This is a genomic window from Agrococcus phoenicis (assembly GCF_047302415.1).
In the GTDB taxonomy this organism is placed as follows: Bacteria; Actinomycetota; Actinomycetes; order Actinomycetales; family Microbacteriaceae; genus Agrococcus.
Window position 1 is genome coordinate 914,655 of the sequence record NZ_CP154854.1, and the last position, 18,682, is coordinate 933,336.

Annotated in this window: 18 protein-coding genes; 16 read left to right on the forward strand and 2 right to left on the reverse strand. The window is 71.4% G+C overall.

Features of this window, described 5'->3' with window-relative positions; translation table 11 throughout:
* The first annotated feature begins 10 nt into the window (after positions 1-10).
* From AA0Z99_RS04440 to ruvC, 4 genes are all read left to right on the forward strand, one after another.
* The gene (locus tag AA0Z99_RS04440) at positions 11-955 is read left to right on the forward strand and encodes a DMT family transporter (protein WP_413319821.1); all 945 of its coding nucleotides are present in this window, start codon (positions 11-13) and stop codon (positions 953-955) included.
* A 138-nt stretch (positions 956-1,093) separates the two neighbouring features.
* Positions 1,094-1,699 (forward strand): hypothetical protein, encoded by a 606-nt coding sequence (locus tag AA0Z99_RS04445; protein WP_413319823.1) that lies wholly within the window; start codon positions 1,094-1,096, stop codon positions 1,697-1,699.
* Positions 1,700-1,783: 84 nt separating this feature from the next.
* Positions 1,784-2,548, forward strand: coding sequence for a YebC/PmpR family DNA-binding transcriptional regulator (locus AA0Z99_RS04450; protein ID WP_413319825.1), 765 nt, complete (start codon positions 1,784-1,786; stop codon positions 2,546-2,548).
* Between the two features lie 4 nt (positions 2,549-2,552).
* Positions 2,553-3,146, forward strand: a complete 594-nt coding sequence (ruvC, locus tag AA0Z99_RS04455) for a crossover junction endodeoxyribonuclease RuvC (protein WP_413319827.1) — start codon at positions 2,553-2,555, stop codon at positions 3,144-3,146.
* Between the two features lie 25 nt (positions 3,147-3,171).
* Here the strand turns inward: ruvC and AA0Z99_RS04460 are convergent, their stop codons facing one another.
* A complete protein-coding gene (locus AA0Z99_RS04460; protein WP_413319829.1) occupies positions 3,172-3,366 on the reverse strand; it encodes a hypothetical protein in 195 nt (64 codons plus the stop codon).
* A gap of 113 nt (positions 3,367-3,479) precedes the next feature.
* Here AA0Z99_RS04460 and ruvA point away from each other — a divergent pair, with 113 nt between their 5' ends.
* The 6 genes from ruvA (at position 3,480) to AA0Z99_RS04490 (ending at position 10,429) form a co-directional block, all read left to right on the forward strand.
* On the forward strand, positions 3,480-4,076 hold the full coding sequence (gene ruvA, locus AA0Z99_RS04465; protein WP_413319831.1) for a Holliday junction branch migration protein RuvA: 597 nt from the start codon (positions 3,480-3,482) through the stop codon (positions 4,074-4,076).
* Positions 4,073-5,086, forward strand: coding sequence for a Holliday junction branch migration DNA helicase RuvB (gene ruvB, locus AA0Z99_RS04470; RefSeq protein ID WP_413319833.1), 1,014 nt, complete (start codon positions 4,073-4,075; stop codon positions 5,084-5,086). The genes ruvA and ruvB overlap by 4 nt, the downstream gene beginning before the upstream one ends.
* 63 nt (positions 5,087-5,149) lie before the next feature.
* Positions 5,150-5,518 (forward strand): preprotein translocase subunit YajC, encoded by a 369-nt coding sequence (gene yajC, locus AA0Z99_RS04475; protein ID WP_413319835.1) that lies wholly within the window; start codon positions 5,150-5,152, stop codon positions 5,516-5,518.
* A 3-nt stretch (positions 5,519-5,521) separates the two neighbouring features.
* Positions 5,522-7,192: a protein translocase subunit SecD gene (gene secD, locus AA0Z99_RS04480; protein WP_413319837.1), complete on the forward strand. Its 1,671-nt coding sequence runs from the start codon at positions 5,522-5,524 to the stop codon at positions 7,190-7,192.
* Positions 7,192-8,163, forward strand: a complete 972-nt coding sequence (secF, locus tag AA0Z99_RS04485; protein ID WP_413319839.1) for a protein translocase subunit SecF — start codon at positions 7,192-7,194, stop codon at positions 8,161-8,163. Before secD ends, secF begins: the two co-directional genes overlap by 1 nt.
* A 28-nt stretch (positions 8,164-8,191) precedes the next feature.
* Positions 8,192-10,429, forward strand: coding sequence for a RelA/SpoT family protein (locus tag AA0Z99_RS04490; protein WP_413319841.1), 2,238 nt, complete (start codon positions 8,192-8,194; stop codon positions 10,427-10,429).
* Here the strand turns inward: AA0Z99_RS04490 and AA0Z99_RS04495 are convergent.
* Positions 10,408-11,589: an ROK family protein gene (locus AA0Z99_RS04495; protein WP_413319843.1), complete on the reverse strand. Its 1,182-nt coding sequence runs from the start codon at positions 11,587-11,589 to the stop codon at positions 10,408-10,410. The genes AA0Z99_RS04490 and AA0Z99_RS04495 overlap by 22 nt on opposite strands.
* Positions 11,590-11,685: 96 nt before the next feature.
* On the opposite strand from AA0Z99_RS04495, the gene AA0Z99_RS04500 reads away from it, so the two are divergent.
* The 6 genes from AA0Z99_RS04500 to AA0Z99_RS04525 all read left to right on the forward strand — a co-directional run bounded on the left by AA0Z99_RS04500 (position 11,686) and on the right by AA0Z99_RS04525 (position 18,668).
* Positions 11,686-13,212, forward strand: coding sequence for a sugar ABC transporter ATP-binding protein (locus AA0Z99_RS04500; RefSeq protein WP_413319845.1), 1,527 nt, complete (start codon positions 11,686-11,688; stop codon positions 13,210-13,212).
* The gene (locus tag AA0Z99_RS04505) at positions 13,209-14,222 is read left to right on the forward strand and encodes an ABC transporter permease (RefSeq protein ID WP_413319847.1); all 1,014 of its coding nucleotides are present in this window, start codon (positions 13,209-13,211) and stop codon (positions 14,220-14,222) included. The genes AA0Z99_RS04500 and AA0Z99_RS04505 overlap by 4 nt, the downstream gene beginning before the upstream one ends.
* Positions 14,219-15,277 carry an ABC transporter permease gene (locus AA0Z99_RS04510; protein WP_413319849.1) on the forward strand — a complete coding sequence of 353 codons (1,059 nt, stop codon included), beginning with the start codon at positions 14,219-14,221 and terminating at the stop codon, positions 15,275-15,277. The genes AA0Z99_RS04505 and AA0Z99_RS04510 overlap by 4 nt, the downstream gene beginning before the upstream one ends.
* Positions 15,274-16,491, forward strand: coding sequence for a substrate-binding domain-containing protein (locus tag AA0Z99_RS04515; RefSeq protein ID WP_413319851.1), 1,218 nt, complete (start codon positions 15,274-15,276; stop codon positions 16,489-16,491). The genes AA0Z99_RS04510 and AA0Z99_RS04515 overlap by 4 nt, the downstream gene beginning before the upstream one ends.
* A 162-nt stretch (positions 16,492-16,653) precedes the next feature.
* Positions 16,654-17,508: a sugar phosphate isomerase/epimerase family protein gene (locus tag AA0Z99_RS04520; protein WP_413319853.1), complete on the forward strand. Its 855-nt coding sequence runs from the start codon at positions 16,654-16,656 to the stop codon at positions 17,506-17,508.
* Complete coding sequence (locus AA0Z99_RS04525) at positions 17,505-18,668, forward strand: Gfo/Idh/MocA family protein (RefSeq protein ID WP_413319855.1); 1,164 nt, start codon at positions 17,505-17,507, stop codon at positions 18,666-18,668. Before AA0Z99_RS04520 ends, AA0Z99_RS04525 begins: the two co-directional genes overlap by 4 nt.
* The last annotated feature ends 14 nt before the right edge of the window (positions 18,669-18,682 follow it).

Below are 18,682 nucleotides of genomic sequence, written 5' to 3' on the forward strand. Positions count from 1 at the left end.
TGATGCTCGCGTGACCAGCGCGCTCAGTCGGATCCCGTGGCAGGCGATGTGGATCTCGCTCGCCGTCATCTGGGGCTCCTCCTTCCTGCTGATGAAGCTCGGGCTCGACGCGCTGCACCCGATGCAGATTTCGGCACTGCGCGTCGGCATCGCGGCGATCACCCTCCTCGTGCTCGTCGCGGCGACCCGCACGAGGCTGCCGAACGACCGGCGCACGTGGGGGCTGCTCAGCATCTGCTCCTTCTTCCTCACCGCCCTGCCCTTCACGTGCTTCGTGGTGGCGGAGACCCGCATCTCCTCGGCCGCGGCAGGGCTCGGCAACGCCATCTCGCCGGTCGCGACGGTGCTGTTCGCCCTGCTCCTGCTGCCGAGCGATCGGCTGACGCCGCGGAAGCTCGCCGCGGTGCTCCTCGGGCTCGCCGGGGTCGTGCTGATCGCGCAGCCCTGGAGCGCCGACGGCGGGCCAGACCTGCTCGGCTTCGGCATCGCGGTGCTGGGAGGCGTCTCCTACGGCATCGGCTGGACCGTGAACCGCCGCCTGCTCGCCGGCACCGAGGTGCCGGGCCTCGCGCATCCGACCGCCCTCATGATCACCGGCTTCCCGATGACGCTCGTCGCACTGCTGGGCACCTGCCTCGTGGAGGGCTGGTCGCCGGTCGCGGTGCACGGCGACCCGGGCGCGCTCTGGGTGTCGCTGCTGGCGGTCGTCGTGCTCGGAGCGATCGGCACCGGCGTCGCCTACATCCTGCAGTTCGAGGTCGTTCGCGCGGTCGGCCCGACGGTCGGCGCGACCGTCACCTACCTCATCCCCGTGGTGGCGGTGACGCTCGGCGTGCTGGTGCTCGGCGAGTCGCTCGGGATGTGGCAGGTGATCGGCGCGGCGGTGGTCATCGGTGCCGGCGTCCTCGTCGGGCAGCGGCCGAAGGCGAGGGCCGGCGTCGCCGCTCCTGCTTGAGACCACCTGCGCGGGCGCTCGAGCTCCCTCACCTTCCTCCGCAGCGTTGCAGTGCGTGGCGCCCACACCCGTGAACCTGGCGCCACGCGCTGCACCTCTCAGCCAACCGCGCCCGCTCGCGCCGGCCGTGCTTGGATCGTGAGCGTGCAGCCCTACTCGACCCAGCCCATCCGCGCCCTGCTGCAGATCGCAGGCGACGCCTTCGCCATCGCGGTCGTGGCCGTGTCGATCTGGCTCTCGCAGCTCGTGCGCGAGGCGATCGCCTCGCTCGGCGCGCTGGGCACACGCATCGAGGATGCGGGCACCGGCTTCTCCACGAGCCTGCGGGATGCCGGAGAGGCGCTCGCGCAGGTGCCGCTGGTCGGGGAGGGGATCGCGCAGCCGCTCCGCGACGCCTCACTGCCGGCCGACGAGCTCGCCGCCGCCGGCGTCTCGCTGCGCTCCGGTGTCGACGCGCTCGCGTCGGCGGTCGGCACGGCGCTGTGGCTGCTGCCCGTGCTGGTGGTGCTGCTGCTGTGGGTGGTGCCGCGCGTGCGCGCAGGGATGCGGGCCGGTGCCACGGGCAGGCTCGCCCGCACGCCGGAGGGGCGCGACCTGCTGGCGCTGCGCGCGCTCGCAGGGCGGCCGGCGGCACGGCTGCTCGCGGCCGTGCCCGACCCGGTCGGCGCCTTCCGGGAAGCGGATCCCGCGGGGCTCGAGGCGCTCGCCGCGATCGAGCTGCGATCGGCAGGGGTGCGGGCCTGAGGCCGCCGTCCGCGGGCGCCACCAGCGAGCGGGGCGGCGGCGCGCATAGGATGGGGCGTCCCCGTCCCACGACCAGGAAGCACCATGTCCGGACACTCCAAGTGGGCGACGACGAAGCACAAGAAGGCCGTCATCGACGCCCGCCGTGCCAAGTCGTTCGCGAAGCTCATCAAGAACATCGAGGTCGCAGCGAAGATCGGCGGCGCTGACCTCAGCGGCAACCCCACCCTCGTGGACGCCGTGCAGAAGGCCAAGAAGACGAGCGTCCCCAACGACAACATCGATCGCGCGATCAAGCGCGGCGCTGGGCTGACGGGCGAGTCGATCGACTACGCCACCATCATGTACGAGGGCTACGCCGCGAACGGCGTCGCCCTCATGGTGGAGTGCCTCACCGACAACAGGAACCGTGCCGCGGCCGAGGTGCGCACCGCCATGACCCGCAACGGCGGCACCATGGCCGACCCGGGATCGGTCGCGTACAACTTCAACCGCAAGGGCGTCGTCTCCGTCACCAAGACTGATGGCGTCACCGAGGACGACATCCTGCTCGCCGTGCTCGACGCGGGCGCGGAGGAGGTCACCGACCAGGGCGGCGGCTTCGAGATCCTCTCCGAGGCAGGCGACCTCGTCGCCGTGCGCACGGCGCTGCAGGAGGCGGGCATCGACTACGACTCCGCCGACGTCGAGTTCGTGCCGAACCTCAAGGTCGAGGTGGATGCGGAGACGGCCCGCAAGGTGTTCCGCCTCATCGACGCGCTCGAGGACAGCGACGACGTCCAGAACGTCTACGTCAACCTCGACGTGCCTCCCGAGGTGCAGGCGCAGCTCGACGAGGACGACGAGTAGCCGCATGCCGATGCGCGTGCTCGGCGTCGATCCGGGCCTGACGCGCTGCGGCGTCGGCGTGGTCGACGTGGAGCACCGCGTCCCGACGCTCGTGCACGTCGAGGTGCTGCGGTCGGGCGCCGGCGAGGCCATCGAGCAGCGCCTGCTGCGCATCGCCCGCGGGGTCGAGGCAGCGATCGACGCGCATCAGCCGGAGCGCATCGCCCTCGAGCGCGTCTTCGCGCAGGCCAACCTCCAGAGCGTGATGGGCGTCGCGCAGATCTCGGGCATCGTGCTGCGGGCCGCGGCCGAGCGCGGGATCCCGATCGCGCTCCTGACGCCGACCGAGGTGAAGGCGGCGGTCACCGGCTACGGCGCCGCCGACAAGCGCCAGGTGGGCGAGATGGTGCGCAGGCTGCTGCGGCTCGACGCGGCGCCGAGGCCCGCGGACGCCGCGGACGCCCTGGCGATCGCCATCGCGGAGGGCTGGAAGCCGCGGATGCCGGTCGCCGGCGGCAGCGCCGTCACTCCGGCTCAGCGCGCCTGGGCGGCAGCCGAGGCGGCATCGCGAGCGACGACGCATCGGAGCGCTCCGAGCGGTCGCGCTGCGCGCCGCTGAGGCGGCCCGGCGGCGCAGGCAGGCCCTACTGCTGAGCCTTGCGCTGCCCCAGGTTCCACAGCAGTGCGGGCACCGCGACACCGATGAACTCGGCGATCGCGCCGGCCGCGAACATGGCGATCTCGAAGCCCGGCGTCTCGAACGCGTAGCCCATGAGCAGGAACCCGCCGACGATGAAGATGATCGCCAGCACGAAGCTCAGCACGGTCGTGACGTTCATGGGACTCCGTTTCGCGGTGCCAGGCGGCGAGGTCGGGAGCCCGGGCTCCAGCGGTTTCGCGCGCAGGGGTGTGCCACCCACCGTATCGCGTGGCCGACGCCTAGGCTGACGTGGTGATCTCCAGGCTCGACGGCACCGTGCTCTCCGCCCGCGGGCAACGGCTCGTAGTCGGTGTCGGCGGCATCGGCTACGCCGTCGCCGTCACGCCGCAGACGTCGCTCGCCGCGGCGACCGGCCGCGAGCTCTCGCTGCACACCCACCTCGTGGTGCGCGAGGACGAGCTCTCGCTCTACGGCTTCGAGTCCGAGGCCGAGCTCGACGCCTTCGAGCTGCTGATCGGTGTGTCGGGCGTGGGCCCAAAGTCGGCGCTCGGCGTGCTGGCGCACCTGTCGCCCGACGAGCTCGCCCGCGCGATCGACGAGCAGGACGAGCGTGCGTTCAAGGCCGTCAGCGGCATCGGGCCGAAGACCGCGAAGCTGCTGATCCTGCAGCTGAGCGGCAAGCTCGCAGCCCCGGCGGCCCAGGCGACGGCACAGGGGTCGGATGCTCGCGCCGACGTCCTCACGGCGCTCACGGGCCTCGGGTGGCCGGAGCGCACCGCCGCCGACGCCATCGAGCGCGCCGCCGTCGCCGCGCCCGACGCGGTCGGCACGACGGGGGCGCTGCTGCGCGCCGCGCTGGCGATCCTGGGGCCGGGGGCGCGGCAGTGACCGACCCGCTCGTGGATGCCGGCGCCTCCGGCGACGAGCTCGCCTTCGAGGGCGCGCTGCGACCGACGAGCCTCGCCGACTTCGTCGGCCAGCCCAAGGTCAAGGGCCAGCTGCAGGTGCTCCTGCAGGCCGCCCGCCTGCAGGATCGCGCGCCTGACCACATCCTGCTCGCGGGCCCTCCCGGGCTCGGCAAGACGACGCTCGCCACCATCATCGGCGCCGAGACCGGCAGGCCGATCCGCTACTCCTCCGGCCCCGCGATCCAGCACGCCGGCGACCTCGCAGCGGTGCTCTCGGCGCTCGTGCCGGGCGAGGTGCTCTTCATCGACGAGATCCACCGGATGTCGCGATCCGCGGAGGAGATGCTGTACCTCGCGATGGAGGACTTCCGCATCGACATCATGGTGGGCAAGGGCGCCGGCGCATCGTCGATCCCGCTCGAGCTCGCGCCCTTCACGCTCGTGGGCGCGACGACGCGCTCCGGCATGCTGCCCGCGCCGCTGCGAGACCGCTTCGGCTTCACGGCCCACCTCGAGTTCTACGAGACCGATGACCTCGAGCGCGTGCTCGTGCGCTCGGCCAGGCTGCTCGAGCTCGACATCGCACCGACGGCGCTGGCCGAGCTCGCCGGCCGCTCGCGCGGCACGCCACGCATCGCCAACCGGCTGCTGCGGCGCGTGCGCGACTGGCTGCTGGTGCACGCCGGCTCCAGCGATCTCGAAGGCGTGCGGGCGGCGCTCGAGCTCTACGACGTCGACGCCGCCGGGCTCGACCGCATCGACCGAGCCGTGCTCCACGCCATCGCCCACCGCTTCGGCGGGGGACCGGTGGGGCTGTCGACGCTCGCGGCCGCGATCGGCGAGGAGGCCGACACGATCGAGTCCGTCGTCGAGCCGTTCCTCGTGCGGGAGGGCCTCATCGGCCGCACCCCGCGAGGGCGGGTCGCCACGCCGAGCGGCATGCGCCACGCGCAGGCCGAGTCGCAGGACGCGACCCTCGACGGGGTATGATGGGCCCTTGGTCCTGGGCGCAGCTGCGCTGGACGACCCACCCCTGAGAGGCTTCTTCAGACGATGCTGTTCCTGCAGACGACGACCACCGCCCAGCAAGGCTTCGTCCTCGATCCCCTGACGATCATCATGCTGGTCGTGCTCGCGGCGATGATCTTCTTCATGTTCCGCAGCAACAAGAAGCGCAAGGCCCAGGCCGCGGAGCTCCAGGACCAGATGGTCCCCGGCGCCGAGGTCATGACGAACTTCGGCCTGTTCGGCGAGCTGCGCGAGATCGACGACGAGCGCAACGAGGCGCTCATCGAGATCGCGCCGGGCACGATCGTGCGCGTGCACCGCCAGACGCTCGCCCGCGTCGTGCAGGACGAGCCGGTGCTCGACGACGCCGTCGACGAGACCGGCGAGGCCGACGAGCCCCGCGACCGCGCCTGATCCGTGGCGAAGGCTCGTACCCGAGGCGCGCGCGCCCTCGTATGGCTGGTCGTGCTCATCGTCGGGCTGATCGGGGCGAACTTCGCCGCCGTGCAGTTCGACGAGGACGGCACGGCGGCGTGGACGCCGCAGCTCGCGCTCGACCTCGAGGGCGGCACGCAGATCGTGCTGGAGCCGCGGCTCGCTGAGGGCGCGACGATCTCCCAGGAGCAGCTCGAGCAGGCCGTCTCGATCATCCGCCAGCGCGTCGACGCCTCGGGCATCTCGGAGACCGAGATCACCACGCAGGGCGGCCGCAACATCGTGGTCGCGCTGCCGGGCGAGCCGGACGCCGAGACCCTGCAGCGCATCCAGGCGAGCGCGAAGATGGAGTTCCGCCCCGTGCTGGCCTCTGCTGCCGCGAATGCCCCCGGCACGACGCCGGAGCCGGCCGAGGTCGATCCCGCTGCCGAGGCGGCAGCCGCCGACCCCACCGAGCCGTGGGATCAGGCGTGGATCACGCCCGAGGTGCAGGCAGCGTTCGACGCCTTCCAGTGCGCAGACGTCGACCAGACCGAGATCGCCGATCCGGAGCAGCCCTACATCACGTGCTCGAGCGACGGCACGGCGCGTTTCGTCCTCGGCCCCGTGGCCGTCGACGGCTCGAACATCGCCGATGCCGGCGTGTCCGCCGCCACCAACTCCCAGGGCCAGGCGACCGGCGGCTGGGCGGTGAACCTGGAGCTGGAGGGCGATGGCCCGGCGAGCTTCGAGGCGGTCACGCGTGCGATCACCGGCCTGCCGGAACCCACGAACCAGTTCGCGGTCGTGCTCGACGCGACCGTGCTGCTGGCCATCACCTCGAACGCGATCATCACGGACGGCAACGCGCAGATCACCGGTGGCTTCACGCAGGACGGCGCGCAGAGCCTCGCCGATCAGCTGCGGTTCGGCGCACTGCCGGTGAGCTTCCAGGTGCAGTCGAACGAGACCATCTCGCCCACGCTCGGTGCCACCCAGCTGCAGGCCGGTCTCATCGCCGGCCTCATCGGATTGCTCCTCGTCGTCCTCTACTCGGTGCTGCAGTACCGCGCGCTGGGTGTCGTCGTCATCTTCTCCCTGCTCATCGCCGCGATCCTCAGCTACCTGGTCGTGACGTTCCTCTCGAGCACCGAGGGCTACCGCCTCTCGCTCGCCGGCATCGCAGGCCTCGTGATCGCGATCGGCATCACCGCGGACTCGTTCATCGTGTACTTCGAGCGCATCCGAGACGAGCTGCGCGAGGGCAAGCACCTGACCTCGGCGCTCGAGACCGGCTGGAAGCGGGCGTTCCGCACCATCCTGATCTCGGATGCGGTGAGCTTCCTCGCCGCCGTCATCCTCTTCCTGCTCTCGGTCGGCAACGTGCGAGGCTTCGCCTACACGCTCGGCATCACGACCTTCATCGACATCATCGTCGTCGCGCTGTTCACGCACCCGCTGCTGCGCATCCTGTCGCGCACGCGCTTCTTCTCCTCCGGTCACCCGCTCTCGGGCCTCGACCCGCAGGCGCTCGGCGCGGTCTACCGGGGTCGCGCGAGGTTCCGCGCCCCCACCATCGAGGGCAAGGGCGCGACGTCGGCGAAGGAGGCGCAGCGGCGCCAGACCATCGCCGAGCGGAAGTCCGCTGCCGCGACGACGGGCAAGGAGTCCTGATGGCATCGCTCACCAGCGTCGGCAACCAGCTCTACACGGGGGAGCGGTCGATCCCGATCGTGCCCAAGCGCAAGCTCTGGTTCATGGTCGTCGGCATCGTCCTGATCGTGCTGGCGCTCGGCACCCTCGTGCGCGGCGGCTTCGTCTTCGGCATCGAGTTCACCGGCGGCAGCGAGTTCCGCGTCACCGGGCTCGAGGCTGCCTCGACCGAAGGCGCGACCGAGGTGGTCGAGTCGGTCGTGCCCGACAGCGACTCGCGCGCTGCGACGCTCGGCACCGACACGCTGCGGGTGCAGACAGACGCCGTGACCGAGGAGCAGGCGGCGGAGATCCGCGCCGCGCTCGCCGAGGCGTACGGGGCAGAGACCGGCGACGTCGCGTTCTCGTTCATCGGCCCGTCCTGGGGTCAGGACGTCTCGCGCCAGGCGCTGCTCGCGCTCGTCGTCTTCCTCGCCCTGGTCTCGGTGGTGCTCGCGGTCTACTTCCGCACCTGGAAGATGTCGCTCGCCGCGCTCGCCTCGCTCGCCTTCGACCTGCTGGTCACGGCAGGGGTCTACGGCATCATCGGCTTCGAGGTGACGCCCGCAGCGGTGATCGGCTTCCTCACGATCCTCGGCTACTCGCTCTACGACACGGTCGTGGTGTTCGACAAGGTGCGCGAGAACACCGCGCCCGGCTCCAGCGGCACGATGCTCGGCCAGATCAACCTGGCCGTGAACCAGACGCTGGTGCGCTCGATCAACACCTCGATCGTGGCGACGCTGCCCATCGCGTCGATCCTCTTCATCGGCGCCTTCGCGCTCGGCGCGGGCACGCTGCGCGACATCGCGCTCGCGCTGTTCATCGGCACGATCGTCGGCACCTGGTCGTCGATCTTCGTCGCTGCGCCGGTCTATGCTCAGCTGCGGCAGAACGACGAGATCGGCGAGGAGCAGGTGAAGGCCAAGCGCGACCAGGGCGCGGTGGTCTGAGCCGGCTCGGCCCGAGGCGAGGAGCAGCATGAGCGAGGCGCAGCCCAGCGGAGGGTTCCGCACGCTCCTGCCGTTCCTCTTCTCGCGCTCGCACCGGGCGGGTGCGATCGACGAGCTCATCCGCTCGGTCAAGGCACAGCACCCGAAGGCGGACACGGGTCTGATCCAGCGCGCCTACATCATGGCCGAGGAGGCGCACCGAGGGCAGTACCGCAAGTCGGGGGAGCCGTACATCACGCACCCCGTGGCGGTCGCGCAGATCCTCGCCGACCTCGGGATCGGACCGATCACGGTCGCCGCGGCGCTGCTGCACGATACCGTGGAGGACACCACCTACACGCTCGAGCAATGCCGAGCAGACTTCGGCGACGAGATCGCCATGCTCGTCGACGGCGTCACGAAGCTCGACAAGCTGAAGTACGGCCAGAGCGCGCAGGCCGAGACGGTGCGCAAGATGGTGGTCGCGATGTCGAAGGACATCCGCGTGCTCGTCATCAAGCTCGCCGACCGCCTGCACAACGCGCGCACCTGGGGCTTCGTCTCCGGCGAGTCGGCGCAGCGCAAGGCGCGCGAGACGATCGAGATCTACGCGCCGCTCGCGCACCGCCTCGGGATCCAGACCATCAAGGTCGAGCTCGAGGACCTGTCGTTCGCGGTGCTGCAGCCCAAGGTCTACCTGGAGATCAAGAACCTGGTGGACGCGCGGGCGCCGGAGCGCGAGCGGTACCTCGACGACGTGGTCTCGGCGCTCAGCGAGGACATGAAGGCGAGCCGCATCCGCGGGCGCATCGCCGGGCGGCCGAAGCAGTACTACTCGATCTACACGAAGATGCAGGTGCGCGGGCACGACTTCGCCGACATCTACGACCTGGTCGGGGTGCGCGTGATCGTGCCGTCGGTGCGCGACTGCTACGCCGTGCTCGGGGCGATCCACGCCCGCTGGCAGCCGATGCCCGGTCGCCTGAAGGACTACATCGCGACGCCGAAGTTCAACCTCTACCAATCGCTGCACACGACCGTGATCGGCCCGCGCGGCCACCACGTGGAGATCCAGATCCGCACGGAGGAGATGCACCGGCGCGCCGAGTTCGGCGTCGCCGCGCACTGGAAGTACAAGCAGGGCGGCAGCGGCGGCGGCGGGCAGATGTCGTCGACCGACATGGCCTGGCTGCAGCACATCAACGACTGGCAGGAGGAGACGACCGATCCCGGGGAGTTCCTCGACTCCTTGCGCTTCGAGATCGGCGCGAAGGAGCTCTACGTCTTCACGCCCAAGGGCAAGGTCATCGGCTTGCCGGCCGGCGCGACGCCGATCGACTTCGCCTACGCCGTGCACACCGAGGTCGGGCACCGCACGATGGGCGGCAAGGTGAACGGCCGGCTGGTGCCGCTCGACACGAAGCTGACGACGGGCGACGTCGTCGAGGTGCTGACCTCGAAGAACCCCGACGCCGGCCCGAGCCAGGACTGGCTCTCGTTCGTCACCTCGCCGCGCGCCCGCAGCAAGATCAAGCAGTGGTTCCAGCGCGAGCGCCGCGACGAGGCCGTCGAGGTCGGCAAGGAGGCGATCGCCAAGGCGATGCGACGCCACGACCTGCCGCTGCAGAAGCTCATGGGGCGGGACGCCTTCGCGCAGGTCGCGGCACAGCTCAAGCACGAGGACGTCACGGGCCTCTACGCAGCCGTGGGCGAGGGGCACGTCTCCACCCAATCGGTGCTGGAGAAGGTCGTGGCGATCATCCGGGCCGAGGAGGCGACGGGCGACGACGCCCCGGAGCCCATGATCCCGAGCCGACCGCAGCGACCGGCGTCGAGCGCCTCCGGGGTGCTCGTTCGCGGTGCGGACGACATCCTGGTGAAGCTGTCGAAGTGCTGCACGCCCGTGCCCGGCGACGACATCGTGGGCTTCGTGACGCGGGGCCAGGGCGTCAGCGTGCACCAGCGCAGCTGCCCCAACGTGCAGGGCCTGCTGGCGGAGCCCGAGCGCATGATCGAGGTCGAGTGGGGTGCGGTGTCCAAGGGGCTGTTCCTCGTGAACATCCAGGTCGAGGCGCTCGACCGCTCAGCCCTGCTGAGCGACATCACCCGGGTGCTGAGCGAGCACCACGTCAACATCCTCTCGGCGAGCGTGCACACCGGCACCGACCGCCTCGCGATCAGCCGCTTCTCGTTCGAGATGGGGGATGTGACGCACCTCGACAACGTGCTGAACGCGGTGCGCCGCATCGACGGCGTGTACGACGTCTACCGCATCACGGCCGGCTGAGCCGGACGGCTGAGCGCGAGCAGCTCGGCGTCGATCACGTCGGGTGAGAGCGCGTGCTCGATGGCGAGCACCACCGCGCCGCGCACACCGGCATCGCCCTGCGTGGCGCTGGCGGCGATCTGCAGGTGCTCGGTCGCGAGGGGGAGCGAGCGCCGGTAGACGACCTCGCTGATGCCGGCGTGCAGCTCCTTCGCCGCGCCGGCGAGGCGCCCGCCGACGACGATGACGGAGGGGTTGACGAGGTTCACGACCATGGCGAGCACCTCGCCGATCGCGCGCCCCGCCTCCCGCAGCACCTGCGCCGCCTCCACCGAGCCGCGGGCGGCGAGCTCGACGACCTCTCCGGTGCTGGCGGCGTGCACGCCCAGCTCGCGCAGGCGCGCGGCGATCGCCGGGCCGGCCGCCACGGCCTCGAGGCACCCCTCGTTGCCGCAGCGACAGGGCGCCGTCGACCCGGGCACGCGCACGTGCCCGAGGTCGCCCGCCGTGCCGCGGGCGCCGCGCTGCAGGCGTCCGCCGGAGATGATGCCCGCGCCGATGCCGGTGGCGACCTTGATGAGCAGGAAGTCGGCGATCTCCGGCCACGCGGTGCGCTGCTCGCCGAGGGCCATGATGTTCACGTCGTTGTCGACGAGCACGGGGCAGCCGAGTCGCTCGCGCAACCACCCGGCGACGTCGAACCGATGCCAGCCGGGCATGATGGGCGGGCTGATCGGCCTGCCCGTCGCGTGCTCGACGGGGCCCGGCAGCCCGATGCCGACGGCGACGACCTCCTCGAGCGACCTGCCCTGCTGGGCCACGAGCGCGAGCACGGCCTCCGCGATCCAGCCGAGCACCGCCTCCGGCCCCTCAGCGACGTCGAGCGATGCTCGGGAGGCCGCGACGCCGACGCCGCTGAGGTCGGCGAGCTCGACGATCACGTGGGTCGCGCCCACGTCCACGCCGACCACGAGCCGTGCAGCAGGGTTCATGGCGAAGAGCGAGGCGGGCCTGCCGCCAGTGGACGCGGCATCGCCCACGGGGGCGACGTAGCCCAGGCTCATCAGCGTGTCGATGTGCAGCGCCACCGACGACCGGGCGAGCCCCGACTCCCGCGCCAGCTCGGAGCGGGTCCGCGCCCGCCCGTCGCGGAGCAGGTCGAAGATCTCGCTCGTTCGCATGCTCCTCAGTGAAGCACACGCGGCCACTTCCGACACGCCGGAAGCAACTTATGCCAATGCTCGACAAAAGTGGCGAGGGTGTGTCACAGTAGCGCCGTGGACGAAGACGTCAGGACAACCGCCGCGAGCACCCGAGCGATCGTGCTGCGCGCTGCAGGCATCGTGCAGTCCTTCCTCGGCACGACCGTGCTGCACGGGATCGACCTCGAGCTGCGCAGGGGCGAGGTGCACGGGCTTGTGGGCGAGAACGGCGCGGGCAAGTCGACGCTGATGAAGATCATCGCGGGCGTGCACCAGCCCGACAGCGGCTCGCTCGAGCTCGACGGCGAGCCCGTCAGCTTCTCGTCGCCGCTGCAGGCGCAGCGCGCCGGCATCGCGACGGTCTACCAGGAGTTCACGCTGCTCGTGGACCGCACGATCGCTGAGAACATCTGGCTCGGGCGCGAGCCGCGCCGCGGTCCGCTGGTCGACCGGGCGCGCATGCTGCGCGACACGCGCGAGCTCCTCGAGACGATCGGCGTGCCCGACCTCGACCCCTCGCTGCCCGTGCGCCAGCTCTCGGTCGCCGAGCAGCAGGTGGTCGAGATCGCGAAGGCGGTGAGCCTCGACGCGTCGGTCATCTGCATGGACGAGCCGACCGCCGCCCTCGCAGACCACGAGGTGGCGCTGCTGGCCCGCATCATCCGCAGCCTCACCGATCGCGGCATCGCGATCCTCTACGTCTCGCACCGCCTGCGCGAGATCTTCGACCTGTGCAGCACCATCACCGTGCTGAAGGACGGCGAGCACGTGGGCACGTGGCCGACCGCCGAGCTCGACGAGCGCACGCTCGTGCGCCGCATGGTGGGGCGCGAGCTCTCCGCCTTCTTCCCCGACGCGGTCCCCGGCACCGAGCCCGGTTCGCCGATGCTCGAGCTGGAGGGTGCGGGCAACGACTTCGTCGACGACGTCTCTCTCTCGGTGCGCGCCGGCGAGATCGTCGGCATCGCCGGCCTGCAGGGCGCCGGCCGCACCGAGCTGCTGCACGGCATCTTCGGGGCCGACCCCTTCACGCGCGGATCGATGCGCGTGCAGGGAACGGCGCTCCGCGCGCGCTCGCCTCGCCAGGCAGTGCGAGCCGGCCTCGCGCTCATCACCGAGGACCGCAAGAGCCAGGGACTCTCGCTCAACCTGACCGTGCTGCAGAACGCGCTCGGCGTCGTCCGCGCGGTCTTCCCCTCCCGCACCCGGGCAGCGCGCAGCGCCATGCCGGGCTCGCTCGCCGAGCTCGAGCTCGTCGCGCGCGGCCTCGACCAGGAGGTGCAGTTCCTCTCGGGCGGCAACCAGCAGAAGGTCGTGCTGGCTCGGTGGCTGGCCGTCGCCCCCGCGGTCGTGCTCCTCGACGAGCCGACCCGCGGCATCGACGTCGGCGCGAAGTACGGCGTGTACGAGGTGATGCGACGGCTCGCCGCCTCCGGCGTCGCGATCCTGATGGTCTCCAGCGAGCTGCCCGAGGTGCTCGGCATGAGCGACCGCATCCTGGTGATGCGCGACGGGCGACTCGCCGGCGAGCTGCCCAAGGCATCGAGCGAGGAAGACGTGCTGGCGCTGGCGACCGGCGCCGACGAGGAGGCCGCGGCATGACCGCCATCACGGGAACCAGGCCCGCGCGCCGCACGCGCATCTCGACGACGGCGATCGTCTACATCGTGCTCGTGGGCGTGATCGCCCTGAGCGCCGTGCTGGTCGCTGCCGCCGGCAAGTCCTTCTTCACCTCCGGCACGCTGACGAGCGTGCTGACGCTCATGTCGATCCTCGGCTTCGTGGCGATCGGGCAGACGCTCGTCATCATCTCCGGCAGCCTCGACCTCTCGGTGCCCTACGTCGTCAGCACCGCATCCATCGTCGGCGCCGGCATCATGGCCCAGGGCGCCGCGGGCATCGTGCCGGGCGTCGCAGCCGCGCTGCTCGTCTCCGCCGCGATCGGCGCCGTCAACGGGCTGATCGTGACGAAGCTGCGGGTGCACGGCTTCATCGCCACGCTCGGCGTCGGGCTCATCATCTCCGGCTGGCTCGGCACGAGCTTCCAGGGCTCCTTCGGCTCGGCGCCCGCCGAGTTCCGGCTGCTCGGCGCGACGACCATCGCAGGCGTGCCGCTGTCGACCATCATCATGCTCGTCTGCGCCGGGCTCGCCGCGCTGCTGCTGCACCGCACGGCGATCGGCCACCACATCTACGCCGTGGGCGGCAACGCGCACGTCGCTCGGCTCTCGGGCGTGCGCACCCAGGTGCCGGTCGTGGTCTCGCACATCCTGTGCTCCACGCTCGCGGGGCTCGCCGGCCTGCTGCTGCTCGCGCGCACCTCGGTCGGCAGCCCGACGATCGGCTCGCAGGGCGGCTACGACCTGATGTCGATCGCAGCGGTCGTGCTCGGCGGCACCCTGCTCGCGGGCGGATCCGGCGGGGTGCTCGGCACGATCGGCGGCGTGGCGATCTTCGCGGTGCTCGACCACACGATGGGTGCGCTCGAGGTCAACCCCTTCTTCAAGGACTTCTTGCGCGGCGCCGTCATCATCGTCGCGGTCGCGCTCTACGCCTGGCGCAGCCTGCAGCGCCGACCACCGCGGTTCCACGGGAAGGGGGCGGCATCATGACCGCGCTCGCTCAGCGCTCGCCCTGGCAGCGCTTCGTCTCGGCCCTCGCGACCCCCGGCGGTGCCGTCTTCGTGCTGCTGGTCGTGCTGCTCATCGCGGCATCGGTCGTGAACCCGCGCTTCGCCGAGCCCGACCAGCTCGTGCGCTTCCTCGCGCGCACCGCTCCGATCGCGATCGCGGCGATCGGCCAGTTCTTCGTCATCGTCTCCGGCGAGTTCGACCTCTCGATGGGAGCGGTGATCGCCGCTCAGGTGGTCATCGCCGGCAACATCATCGGGCAGGACGAGGCGATGATCCTGCCCGGCCTGGCGCTGATGCTGCTCGTGGGCATCGGCGTCGGCCTCCTGAACGGCGTGCTGACGACGATGGCGAAGGTGCCGAGCTTCATCGTCACCCTGGGCATGATGCTCGCCCTCTACGGCTTCGTGCGCTTCCTGACCGGTGGTGCCGCCACCGGCAACCCGGTCGACAGCTTCCGAGAGATCGGCCGCGGCCTGCTCGGCGACGTGCTGCCCTACTCGGTGATCATCCTCGTGGTGCTCGCCGTCGGCGCTTGGCTGCTCATGCGGGCGCCCTTCGGGCAGACGCTGCTGGCGGTCGGCGACAACCCGGTCGCGGCGCGCCTCTCCGGTACCCGCACCGCGCGGGTGAAGATCTCGGCCTTCGTGCTCTCATCGCTCGCGGCCACCGTCGCCGGCATCCTGCTCGTCGGCTACGCCGGCGTGCACCCCAGCATCGGCACCGGCTACGAGTTCCAGGCGATCACCGCCGTGGTGCTCGGCGGCGCGGTGCTGGGCGGCGGACGCGGCTGGGTCCTCTCCGCCGCCGCCGGCGCCATCGCGCTGGAGCTGCTGTTCACGGTGCTGAACCAGGTCGGCATCGACTCGACGTGGCGACCGAGCGTGCAGGGCATCATCATCATCCTCGCCGTCGCCCTCGGAGCAGTCGCCTGGCGCACGGCCCGACGGCCCAGCTCGGTCTCGCGCTCCCAAGCGGCGGCCGAACCCGATCCGACACCACCACCAACACCGACCCCAACACCAGGAGAGCAATGATGCGCAAGCACAGCAAGGGCCTCATCGTCGTGGCCCTCGGCGCCGCGATGACACTCGCGGCCTGCAGCACCGACGGGAGCGTCGACCCCTCGGCGGCACCCGAGAGCACCGAATCCGCACCCACCGAAACCGAGGCGTCGAGCGGCGAGTGGTTCGAGCAGGCGGTCTACGACGAGCAGTTCGAGCAGCGCTCGGCCACCTTCGAGGGTGACCCCGAGACGCCTTGGCTGCAGTACATCGACGGCCCGATGACGGACACCGCCGAGTGGCAGACCGATGAGGCGATGCACGCCTGCTTCGCCAACGCATCCATCTCGAACCCGTGGCGCCAGACCGGCTTCATCACCATGCAGGAGCAGTTCAAGGTCCTGCAGGAGGAGGGCGTCATCGAGACCCTCGAGGTGCGCGACGCCGGCGACGACGACAACACCCAGATCGCCGACATCGACTACTTCATCGGTGAGGGCAACTGCGACATCTACATCATCTCGCCGAACTCGACCGCTGCGCTCACGCCTGCGGTGGAGCGCGCCTGCGAGACCGGGCGCCCGGTGATCGTCTTCGACCGCGGTGTCGACACCGACTGCGCGACGACGTTCATCCACCCGATCGGCGGCTACGCGTGGGGCATCGACACCGCGGAGTTCCTCATCGACAACCTCGAGGAGGGCGACACGGTCGTCGCGCTCCGCATCCTCCCGGGCGTCGACGTGCTCGAGCACCGCTGGGCGGCCGCTGAGCGCCTGCTGACCGAGGCCGGCATCACCGTCGACGACTACTTCACCGGTGCCGACCCGACCGAGATCAAGAGCATCATCACGGATGCGCTGGCGCGCGGTGACGTGCAGGGCATCTGGATGGACGCCGGGGACGGGGCCGTCGCCGCCATCGAGGCCTTCGAGGATGCCGGCGCAGAGCTGCCGGTCATGACGGGCGAGGACGAGATGAGCTTCCTCCGCGCATGGCAGGAGCGCGACATGACCGCGCTCGCCCCGGCCTACTCGAACTTCCAGTGGCGCACGCCGCTGCTGGCAGCCGAGATGATCGCGAACGGCGAGCCGGTGCCGACCGAGTGGGTGCTGCCGCAGACGCCGCTCGACGCCGACGCTCGCGACGAGGCGATCGCAGCCAACGAGGGCATGCCCGACGGTCACTACGCGCTGTTCGGCGGAGCGGACCTGCCCACCTACCCGGGCCCGTGGCAGGACCGCTAGTCGTCGCCTGACCGCGACACCGATGACCGGCCGGTCCTCGCGCATCGCGCGGGGGCCGGCCGTCACCCCCCTCAGTCATCCCGCTCCTCGGCACGCGCATCCGCTGCTGGAGCAGACGCCGACGCGCGCCATCGCGGCCCGGCATCGCAGAACGGAGGCGCCATGCGCCCGATCGGCATCAACACCTGGGTGTGGCAGTCGCCGCTGCGCGACCAGACCGCTCCTGAGGCGGTGGCGCACGTCGCCGACCTCGGCTTCGACGTCATCGAGCTGCCGCTCGAGCGCGAGGGCGACCTCACCGCCGCTGCGGTGGGGCCCCTGCTCGAGCTGCACGGACTCGCGGCAACCGTCGTCGGCGCCATGGGGCCGGACCGCGCCCTCGTGGCCGCGGACGACGACACCGTCGCCGAGACGCAGCGATACCTGCGCTCGTGCATCGACCTCGCCGCCGATCTCGGCGCGAGCAGCGTCTGCGGACCCTTCACCGCCCAGACCGGCCGCACGTGGCGCATGGACGCCGATGAGCGCCGGCGCGTCATCGAGGAGCTGCGCGAGCACCTCGCGCCCGTCGTCGAGCACGCCGCAGCGCGCGGGATCACGGTCGGCGTCGAGCCGCTGAACCGCTACGAGACCTCCATCATCACGACCGTCGCGCAGGCCCTCGACGCGCTCGAGCCGCTGCTGGGCCCGCACCTGGGGCTCGCGCTCGACACCTACCACCTCGGCATCGAGGAGCGCTCGAGCGCCGATGCCATCCGCACCGCCGGTGCTGCCATCGCGCACGTGCAGGTCTGCGGCAACGACCGCGGGGCACCCGGGGGCGACCAGACCGACTGGGCCGGCATCCGCGAGGCGCTCGACGAGGTCGACTACCGCGGGCCGCTCGTGATCGAGAGCTTCACCGCCGAGAACGCCGCGATCGCGGTGGCAGCCTCCATCTGGCGTCCGCTCGCGACGAGCCAGGACGACCTCGCCCGAGACGGGCTGGCGTTCCTGCGCGAGCTGGAGCGCTCGTGAGCGCGTCGCAGGCCGCACAGGCCGCCCCTGCCGTCGCCTCCTCGGACGCGCTCGGCGTCGCCGTGCTCGGGACGGCCTTCATGGGCCGCGCCCACTCATCCGCGTGGCGCAACGTCGGCGCGGTCTTCCCGGACGCGCCCGCCATCGCCATGCGCGTGCTCTGCGGCTCCGACCCCGAGCGCACGCGCAGCGCTGCCCGGCGCCTCGGCTGGCAGGAGGCCGCGACCGACTGGCGAGCGGTCATCGCTCGCGACGACGTGCACATCGTCGACATCTGCACGCCGGGCCACCTCCACGCCGAGATGGCGACCGCGGCGCTCGAAGCCGGCAAGCACGTGCTGGTCGAGAAGCCCCTCGCCACCGGCCTCCCGGAGGCGGAGCGCATGGTGGCGGCCGCCGCTGCTGCGACGGGCGCCTCGATGCTGGGCTTCAACTATCGCCGCGTGCCCGCGCTGGCCCTCGCGAGGCAGCTGGTGGCCGAGGGGCGCATCGGCGAGATCCGCACCGTCCGCGCCGCCTACCTGCAGGACTGGCTGGTCGATCCCGAGGCGCCGATGACCTGGCGGCTGCGCGCGGAGACGGCGGGCAACGGCGCGCTCGGCGACCTCGGCTCGCACGTGATCGACCAGATCCAGACGATCACCGGGCAGCGCGCGGTCGGCGTGCGCGGCATGCTGCGCACCTTCCAGCGCGAGCGTCAGGGACCGGATGGGCTCGAGCCCGTCACGGTGGACGACGCGGCGTGGGCGCAGCTCGACCTCGACGGGGGAGCGGTCGCCTCGCTCGAGGTCTCGCGGGTCGCGACCGGCAGCAAGAACGGCCTCACCATCGAGGTGCACGGCACCGACGGCGCGATCGCCTTCGACCTGGAGCGCCTCAACGAGCTGGTCGTCACCGAGGGCCGCGACGCGTGGCCGTCCCGGGTGCTCGTGACCGAGCCGACGCATCCCTACCTCGACGCGTGGTGGCCGCCGGGCCACGTGCTCGGCTGGGACTCGACGTTCACGATGCAGGCGGCCGACCTGCTGCGGGCGATCGCGGCGGGCCGTGCACCCGAGCCGTCCTTCGCGGAGGGTCTCGCCGTGCAGCGCGTGCTGGATGCCGTCGAGCGCAGTCACGCGGCCGACGGTGCGAGGATGCCCCTGGAGCCCCGCCGATGACCGAGATGAGGAAG